This is a genomic window from Pseudomonas sp. B329, from assembly GCF_023127835.1.
GTDB lineage: Bacteria > Pseudomonadota > Gammaproteobacteria > Pseudomonadales > Pseudomonadaceae > Aquipseudomonas > Aquipseudomonas synxantha_A.
The window spans coordinates 1-9333 of sequence record NZ_SPKP01000033.1; the positions used below are offsets into that span (position 1 = coordinate 1).

At 64.3% G+C, this 9333-nt stretch carries 1 protein-coding gene; it reads right to left on the bottom strand.

The annotated features are described in order from the left end of the window. Window positions 1-9333 (bottom strand): SDR family NAD(P)-dependent oxidoreductase (locus E4P00_RS18015; RefSeq protein ID WP_248132370.1); only part of this gene is annotated, 9333 nt, incomplete at both ends.

Sequence of the window (9333 nt, forward strand, 5' to 3'; positions counted from 1 at the left end):
TCCCGCTGGAGCGTTCCTGCAAGCGTTGATACAGGGCTTGGGTGGTCTGCGGTGTGGGTTGGTCGAACAGCCCGGCTGCCTGCAATTGCACCAAAAGTACCTGGCATTGCGGCAGTCGTTCGCGCTGTGCGTCGCGGCGGTATTTGTCTTGCAAGGCCGCAGCGTGCGCACCATCGGCAGCTACCCACTGCGCCACATCAGCCTCAATGTGCAAAGGCCCGTTGGCTACCATTGCCTGGCTGACCCACTGATCGGCCTCGGCATTGCCGTCCAGGGTGATCGGCCGCAACGTCTTGATGAATGCCATCTGGTCCAGTGGGCTGGCCAGCAACGTGCGCACCGCCTGCATGGCCTCACGCGGCTCGATGGAGCCAATGCCTTCACGCTCCATGCGTTGCCGGTAGGCCGCTGACGACACCACGCCGATGCTCCCCCAATAGCCCCAGTTCAACGTTTTGACCGGTACCGACCCGCTGCTTCCCCAGCGCCGCGCCAGGGCATCTTTGAACACGCACCCCATCGCGTAGTTGGCTTGCCCGGCATTACGCGTGAAGGCGATCAAGGACGAAAAGAACAACACGAAATCCAGTGCCTGGCCACCGAACACCTGGGCCATGCGTACACTGATATCGACTTTGGCCTGCAAACTGCGCCGCAGTTGGTCTTCGCTCATATTCGCCAGGCTGCGGTCGTCCAGCACGATGGCTGAATGCACCAGGCCATCGATACGGCCGAAGCGGCTCAGGATCTGCTCGCAGGCTTGTTGCAACTGCCCGGCATCTGTGGCGTCGACGCTCATGTAAAACGGACGTGGGCCGTGCAGCGCAACCTGATCAAGGGCTGCCTGAATGGAAGCATCCAATGCCCTGCGCCCCAACCAGACCACCTGGGCGGCGTGCTCGCGAGCCACGCTTTCGGTCCACACCTGGCCGATGCCGCCACTGCCGCCAATCACCACATACACGCCGTTGCTGCGATAAGCCGGCTGCGCGGACGCCTGCGGCCGATGAAGCAGCAACTGCCGGCCCTCCCAGACGCCATCGCGCAGGCGCCGCGAGGTATGCGCAGGGTCAACGGGCATCACCGCCAAATGTGTGGGGGCCAGACGCTCCTGATGCGCCAGGTCTACGGCCTGTACCGTCCAATGCGGCATCTCCTTGGCGAGACTGCCCGCCAGGCCGTGGACGGCGGCGTGTACGGGTTGGGCGTCATGGGGCGTCCAAGCGTCGCGAGTCACCACCACATAATGCAGCGCACGCTTGTCAAACCCGCAACGCAGCAACGCTTGCACGATACGCAGCTGCTCCAGGGCGCACGCGTGCTGTTCATCGATCAGGCATTCATCGCCCGCGTGCCGGGCGGCACTCGGTGGGATGACTAGCACCAGGCGGTCGAAGGCCGGCAACCCCTGGAACCGCGTCACCCACTGCTCGACACTGTCCGAGGGTACCGACGCACAACTGAGCAACGGCCCCTGCGCGCCCTCCAGGCTGCGCAGTTGCGAAGCATCGGCACCGATGACCAGTGTGGCCGTCGGCGAGGCAGTGACGGCCTGCATGGCCAACGGGCTCCACTGCGGCACCAGTAGCACCTCGCCAGCCGGCAGCCCGACCTCTTCGTCCCCCTCGACAAGCCCCCCATTACCGGGCGGCGCCCACTGTCGAACCTTCAGGCCGCGCAGGCTGGCGCACAACCAGCCGAGCTCATCGAACAACTCAAGGTCATAACTCTCGCGCTGTGGGTCGCGGTTAACCTGTACCCACATGCGCGGTTCACACGCAGCAAACACCTGCAACTGGTCCAGGGCGAAAGGCACTTGCAGTAGTGCGCTTTCGTCGCTCAATACGCGCGTCGCTTGCAGCGCCGCATCCAACATTGACGGGTGCAAGCCGTAACTCGCCTCGAACGGCTGCGCTGCAGGCCACTCGATCAGGGCCAGGGCGTGCCCGTCGCCGACATACACCGCGCTGAGGCAACGGTGCGTTGCGCCATAATCGATGCCCAGGCCTGCATAGGCGTCGTAGAGCTGCCCGGGATTACGCTCATGGAAGTCGGCGCTGCTGCGTAGCCGCGCGAGCAAGGCGGGTAGGTCCACCTGGGGACGGGTCGGCATGGGCACCTGTTCAATGACACCTCGTACGTTGAGCGCCTGTGCCTGGGCGCCGCTCGTGGCGATCTCAAAACGCACACGTGCGGTGTCATCGGGAAACAGGCGTACCCGCAGTTGTGCATCGCCGTCTTCCAGCACCAGGGGTGCCAACCACACCACATCGCTCAGGCGCACCAAGGCGCCCTGCTGGTCAGGCGTGGCCACCGCTACTGCTGCTTTTCGCGCCAGTTCCAGAAACGCGGAGCCCGCCATCATGGCCTTGCCTTGGACGTGATGATCGGCGAGAAAGCTGTCTCGCCCACTGACCTGGCAGGTAAAGCCCAGGCCCGTCAGGTCGGAACAGTTGAGCACGCTGAGCGGTGCCGCTTGCACACCGGGGCTGCGAGGGTGCTGCTGGCCGATATCGGAATTGATCCCCGTGTACCAAAAGCGTTCGCGGGCAAACGGATAGCCTGGCAAGGAAATGATCCTGCCCCAGCGTCCGGGCAACAGCGCCTGCCAGTCGATATCGCCGCCGCTGACCCACAGTGCCAACAGTTTGTCCTGCTGCCCGGTGGCCGCCCATTGCGCAACCATGGCCGACAGATCGTCTTCGCCCAACAGCCGAACCAGCGGGTTCTCATCCTGCCGGGCCGACCCGACCTGCACACGCCCGGATGTCAACGCCCCTTGCAGATACTCGCGCAAACACGCCTGCACATCGTCGATAGAATGTGCCAGGAACCCCAGCCGCGCGTTGAGCGCTTCTCGACCGGTTTGCAGGGTATAGGCCAGGTCGTGCAGGGACAGGTCGTGCGCTTCTGGCGCGGCGCAAAATGCCAGGAGGCGCCGGGCCGAGGCTTGCAGGCGCTCGGCGTTGGCGCCGCTCAACAGAACGGCCACCGGCAGTGGCTGCCGGCTTTGCGACTCAGGCTGCGTCGGCGCCAGGTATTCCTCGATGATCAAGTGTGCATTCGAACCGCCGGCGCCGAAGGACGATAACCCGGCCAGGCGTGGGCGCTCCTCGGTGACGCCCTCTACGCGGCGCACCCGTCGCGGCCAGGGCGCCAAGTGGCGCTGGACTACGAAGGGTGACTGGGCAAAATCGATGGCCGGGTTGAGTACCTCACTGTGCAGCGAAGGCACCAACTGGCCCTTTTGCATTTGCAACAGGACTTTGGTCAGGCCGGCGATGCCGGCAGCGCTTTCGCAATGACCGAGGTTGGATTTGACCGAGCCCAACGCGCAGAACGCTGTCTGGTCGGTGCAGTGCCGGTAAGCCTTGGCCAGGCCCGCCAGTTCGATAGGATCGCCCAGGGCCGTACCAGTCCCATGGGCCTCGACATAGCCCACATCGGCGGCGTCTACGCCGGCGGCGGCCAACGCCTGGGTGATCACATCGGCTTGGGCATTGGGGTTGGGTACGGTGAATCCATTGGCCTTGCCACCATGGTTAATCTGGCTGCCACGTATCACGCCGTAGATACGATCGCCATCGGCCACCGCCTGGCTCAAGGACTTGAGCAAGACCGCACCGACCCCCTCGGCCGGCACATACCCATCGCCGCCCTCACCGAAACTCTGGCAGCGCCCCTGGCTGGAGGCAAAATTCCCCTGGGCCAGGCCCAAGTATTTGTTGGGGTGCACGCTGACGTTGACGCCGCCTGCCAGTGCCACGTCGCAGTCACCGCTGCGAATGCCCTGGCACGCCAGATGGATCGCCGTCAGCGACGCCGAACACATCGAATCCACAGCCAGGCTGGGACCACTGAGCCCCAGGCTCCAGGACACCCGGTTGGCGATCGACGCACTGCTGCCGGACAACGCCATAGGGCGCCCCAGCAAGGTTTGCTCGGCACCGAACAGTTGGTACTCCTGGTACATGACCCCTACATAGACACCGGTGCGCCGCAACGCACTGGGGCTACGCAGGCCCAAGGCCATGCCGGCATCCTCAAAGGTCGCGTAGGCGCACTCCAGGAACACACGTTCCTGAGGATCCATGTATTCAGCATCGTGGGGTGAGATGTTGAAAAACAGCGGGTCGAACTTGTCCACGTCATCCAGGAAGCCTCCCCACCGACTCAGGGTCTTACCGCCGGGCAAGCGTCCCGGTTGCGCCAGGTCGCCCAGGCTCCAACGTTCGGCCGGCACTTCAGTGACACAATCGACACCCTCGGCCAGGTTACGCCAGAATGCCTGCAAGTCCTCAGCCTTGGGGTAGCGGCCGCTGAGGCCGACAATGGCGATCGGCTGCGCGAGCGAGGCGTCCGGCAGTGCGTTCACGGGCGCCACGGGCGTCGACTCGGCGACCGTAGGAGCCGGAGCCACGGGCCCACTACCGGCCAGTTCGCCGAGCCGCTCGGCATGCCTGCGCGTAAAGTAATCGGCCAGCGCTTTGATCGAGCTGTGTTCAAAGAACAAGGTCTTGGATAAGGAGCCAAAGGACTTTTCCAACTCGGCGGTCATCTGGATGACCATCAGCGAGTCAATGCCGTAGTGTTCGAAATGCCGGTCATCCTGGAGCTGGGCCGGGCTGACCCGGGTCACGGTCACCAACACGGTCCTGAGCAGTCCGATAATGAAATCCCTGGCGTGTCGGGTCTGGCTGTCGTCGCGTGTATCCATGGCGGGAGTCTTCTCCGTCAAATCGGTAAGAGGCGGCTGCACGATATGGTCGAGCAAAGCCTGGAGGCATTCGCAGCGCAAAAGGCGGGCGCCCTGCCCTGCCAGGTCACGTGTCTCGCTCAGGCGCTGCACCAGGGCCTGGCGCATAGGCAGGTCGAAGCCGTAATCGGCAAACGGCTGCTGCAGGTCAATGTCAGCTACGGGCACGCCGGTCAGCGCTGCCACGTTGGCCAGCAGCCACTGCTCGAGCGGCTCGACACGATGCGTCGTCGGCGTCAGCAGACGCCGCACACTCGATGCAACGCCGTAGTGCACCAGCGTGTTCGCCTGGCGGTGCTTGAACGCCTGATAAAGCGCGTGCAACCCGACGTCGCGTGGCATAGGCAGAAGGCCCCAGGCCTGCTTGAGCAAGCCCAGGGACAACGCATCGATACGCATGCCGCCGTCGGCCCAATATCCCCAATCCACAGCCATGCTCAGGCCGTGTCGCAGGCCCTGCTCGGCTTGACGTTGGCGCGCGCGCACGACCCCATCCATAAAGCAGTTGGCCGCTGCGTAGTCGGCTTGACCGACATTGCCCAACTGCGCGCTGATGGACGAAGACACCAGGAAGAAATCGAGCACCACCTCAGCGGTGGCCGCATCGAGGTTCAACACGCCCTGGACCTTGGGCGCAAACACCTCGCGCACGTCTTCGGCGGTCTTTTGCAACAGGTAAGCGTCGCGTGTCACCCCCGCGTTATGCACCACGCCATCCAGCCGCCCATAACGCTCAAGGATCCGTTCGACCAGGGCCTGGGTGGCCAGCCGATCGCTGACCTCCAGGGTGACCACTTCGACCCGCGCCCCACGCTCACGCAAGCGATTGAATGCGGGGTGTAAGTGCGCCAAGCCCTCTAGCGTTGTTGGCCGATGCGTGGCCAGCACCAGGGTCGCCCCGGGTGCATGGCGGAAAATCTCTTCGGCCAGCACCTGGCCCATGCCGCCTGCGCCCCCGGTAATCAAATAGACCCCGGTCGCCTTCCAGGGCACAACACCGGGGCCGCTCGGCAACTGGCGCCAGACAAAGCTCTGCCACTGCCCGTCACACCAGCGTAAGCGTGGATCGCCCAGGGCCAGCGCCTGATTCACGACATTCACAAGCGACGCCGATGGCGCCTGGATCTCCACCAGCAGGCACTGGACCGTCAGCGCCGGGTTCTCCAATGCCGCCGTTTCGAGAATAGCCGCCAGGCCTTCGAAAAGTGCCCAAGGCCCATGTGGCTCCACCAGCAGTTGCACGTGCAACGGCCGGCCGTCAGCCTTGCGCAGGTGCGCCTGCAAGTGTGTGATCAACGAAATCGCGGCCTGGGTATAGCCCTCGCCCACAGGCCATTCACTCTCCACCAGCGAATGCCAGGGCAAGCCGTGCAGCGCCTGCTCCATCAGCAGTCGCTGCGGCGCGGCGGCCACCATCAACAGGCGCTCTCCAACAGAATCAGGTAACGCCATGGTGGCCTCGCGAGGCTGCCAGTCCCCCGTCCACAGGGTGCTCTCCCCGGCATCCAGCGAAGTACCGCCGGGATGCTGCGGTGGCGGTAGGGCGCGAAAACTCAACCCCTGCAATTGCGCACAGATCGTGCCGTTGGCATCGGCCAGTTGAATATCCACGGCCGGAACGCTCGCCCAACCTGCCGCCTGGCGGCGCACTGCATACGCCCATACCGGTTCAGCGGCACTGAACACATCCAGGCGCTCCAGGGAAAACGGCACCAGCGCCCGCGGCTCCGGCCAATCGCGCGCCAGCCAGTGGGCGGCGGCCTGCAGCGCCGAATCAGTCAGGCCTGGTTCGAGCAGCCAGCCGGTGTTGGGGGTCGCACCGGGGTTGCGCGCCAAGCGCACCAACAGTTGCTGCGCATGGTCGATATCGGCGCTGGCGGCGTACTCCACCAGGCAGCGAAAATTCACCCCGTAATCCACCCCCAGGCCAGTGAAGTGCCGGTAACAGTCATGTGCTGAATGAGGTGCCGTTCGGCAGGCCTCACGCAGGGCGGCCAGATCAAGCGCAGCGGGTGCGGTGGCCGGCGCAGCGTAGTGGCCGGCGCAGTGCACCTGCGCAGGGTGCCCGGAGTGGACCTCAACACCGCCAAGCCCTGTGTGTCGGCTCTGAACATCGAGTGTCACCCGTACCTCGACGGGCTCCGAGACCACGCGCAAGGGTGCCTGCCATACCAGGTTGATCAGGCTCAGTGGTGTCAAAGGTGTATGTGCAGCACGTGCAAGGGCGAGCACCTCCAGAAAAGCCACCCCGGGCACCACCGGCTCGCCGTTGATGCGGTGTTGATCAAGGAAGTATTCGTCACCCTCCAGGCGCAAGACCATGGCCGCCCCGTCATTGGGCATCATGGCGGCCGACAGCGGATGGGTAGCCTTGTCCTGGGCGGGCATCGCCTCCACTACCCAATAACGCTCCCGAGCAAAGGGGTAGCCCGGCAGGGGCATGCGCTGGCAATCCAGGGCGTCGAACAGCGGTGCGAAGTCCACTGCCTGGCCGGCTGCCCAGGCATCGGCAAATACAGCCAACTGCTGCAAGTAGTACAGAGACTGACCCGTGGCGCGAGCAGACAAGCCTTGCAATCGGCGCTGGTGTGCTTCGGCCAGATCGGCCGTGTCAGCCGGCATGCCTCTGCGCAGCGCAGCGATCAATTCGGCGCGGTCCGCGACCACAACATGGAAACGCTGCTCGAAACGCTGGCGCCCGGTGAGCAGGCTGTAGCTCATGTCTACGACTGCGAATGACGCGTCCCGCTCACATAACGCCAACAGGTCCGCCATGCGCTGGTGCAGTTGTTCGCGGGTGCGTGCATCGAGCACGATCAGTACCGCCGGCACCAGACTGGCCTGGTGGACGCGCAGGGGTGGCTGCTCCAGGACCATATGGGCATTGGTGCCGCTGAACCCGAAAGAACTGATCGCGGCGCGGCGCGGGGCCCCGTCAATCGCGGGCCAATCGCCCAGGTGCTGATTGAGGAAAAAGGGGCTGTCGGCGAAATCGATGGCCGGGTTGGTGTGTTGGAAATGCAAGGACGGCGGCAGTTGCCGATGCCGCATCGCCAACAGGACCTTGAACAGTCCTGCCATGGCGGCGGCGGTGGCGGCGTGCCCCATGTTCGACTTCACCGAACCGATCGCGCAGTAACCCTTGCGCTGGGTGTAACGGGAGAACGCCCCCTTGAGCGCCTGGAATTCGATCGGGTCACCCAGGCGCGTCCCGGTGCCATGGGCTTCGACCAACTGCACGGTGGCCGGGTCAATGCCATAGCGTGCATAGACCGACTCATGCAGACGCTGCTGGGACAACGCGCTCGGTGCAGTAATGCCATTGCTGGCGCCGTCCTGATTGATACCGGAACCGCGGATCAACCCATGGATGTGATCGCGATCAGCCAGGGCATCGGCGAGGCGTTTGAGCACCACCGCGCCTGCCCCTTCGCCAGGGACGAAGCCGTCCGCCCGGCTGTCGAAGGTATGGCAGGCGCCAGTGAGCGACAGCATGCTTGCCCGGTTGGCCTTTTGGTAAAACGCAGGTGTGGACTGAATGAAAACCCCACCCGCCAAGGCCACCTTTGTATCGCCGGCAAGCAGGCTCTGGCAGGCCATGTGGATGGCCACCAGCGCGCTGGAGCAAGCGGTATCGACGGTGATGGCCGGCCCTTGCAAGTCCAGGTAGTAGGCTATGCGTGCCGGCACGATCGAGGGGGCATTGCCCCAGAACGACTGGGGTGGCGGCATGTCATCGAACAGCTGGTCATAGTCGCCCTGTTCGCACCCGACGTAGACACTCACCTCGGCGCGGCGCTGTTCGCCCAGGCACCCGGCATCGGCCAGCGCGTTCCAGGCTTCCTGCAGGAACAGGCGTTGCTGAGGGTCCATGTAGGTCGCCTCAAGAGGCGAAATATTGAAAAACAGTGGATCAAACTCATCGATCCTCTCAATGAAGCCACCGCGGTCGCAGCCCTGGTCTGCGCCGGCATGGCAATGCCGAGGGTCCCAACGTTGCACGGTACTGACCAGGTCGGCACCAGCCGCCAGGTGCTCCCAGAAGGCATCCAGATCTCGGGACTGCGGGAACCGTCCACTGATACCGACAATGGCAATGGCTTGGTCATCAACCGCTGGCTGTGCCGGCTCGCCAGTCGGCGGGGTTACCGGCAAGGCGTCCGTAGGCTCGGTTGCAGGCGTTGCGAACTGCGGGTATTGGCCCAGCATGTAGTCGACGAGCCGGTTGATACTCGGGTAATCGAAGAGGCACGTCGTATGCAGGTCAATTGCCAGGCGTGCATTCAGCTGGCGAACCAGCGCCACGCCAGTGATTGAGTCCACGCCGTAATCGGCGAACGGTTCATCGTCGCGAATGTCGCCCAGTTCAAATTGCAGGCTGCTGGCGACCAATTCGCGTACCGATGCCAGCAGCAGGGGCCGCCCATCCTCGGCGCGCCTGGCAGGCGCTGACGCTGGCGCGTGACTCTCGGCCGAAGGTGCAGGCGTTGCCTGCGGTTCCCGGGCATGGCGCACCACTCCATCACTGCGCGCCATCACCACTTGCTGGCCCAGCCCATGAAACGCCTGGCACGGGA